This is a genomic window from Variovorax sp. RTB1, from assembly GCF_035018765.1.
GTDB lineage: Bacteria > Pseudomonadota > Gammaproteobacteria > Burkholderiales > Burkholderiaceae_C > Variovorax.
In genome coordinates, this window is the sequence record NZ_JASJXG010000131.1 from 1 (window position 1) to 302 (window position 302).

Below are 302 nucleotides of genomic sequence, written 5' to 3' on the forward strand. Positions count from 1 at the left end.
GCCGTTCGAGGCGACAAGACGCTGGCCGAACTGGCGCAGCAGCATGACGTTCACCCCAACCAGATCACCGACTGGAATAACCAGCTTCTGAGCCGAGCGGTCGACGTGTTCGGCGGCGAGGCTGCGGCGGCAGAGCCCGCTGTGTATCTGAACTCGCTGCACGCCAAGATTGGCCAGCAGGCCCTGGAGATCGATTTTTTGTCCGGCGCGCTCAGCAGGGCCGATCTGCTGAGCGTAAAGCGATGATCGAGCGAGATCATGCGCTGCCGATCAAGCGGCAGGCCGAACTCGTGAGCATCAGC

General features: G+C 62.6%; 1 pseudogene. It reads left to right on the plus strand.

What is annotated here, in order from left to right:
• Window positions 1-302 (plus strand): annotated as a pseudogene (locus tag QN397_RS26665) (transposase); the annotation flags it as partial.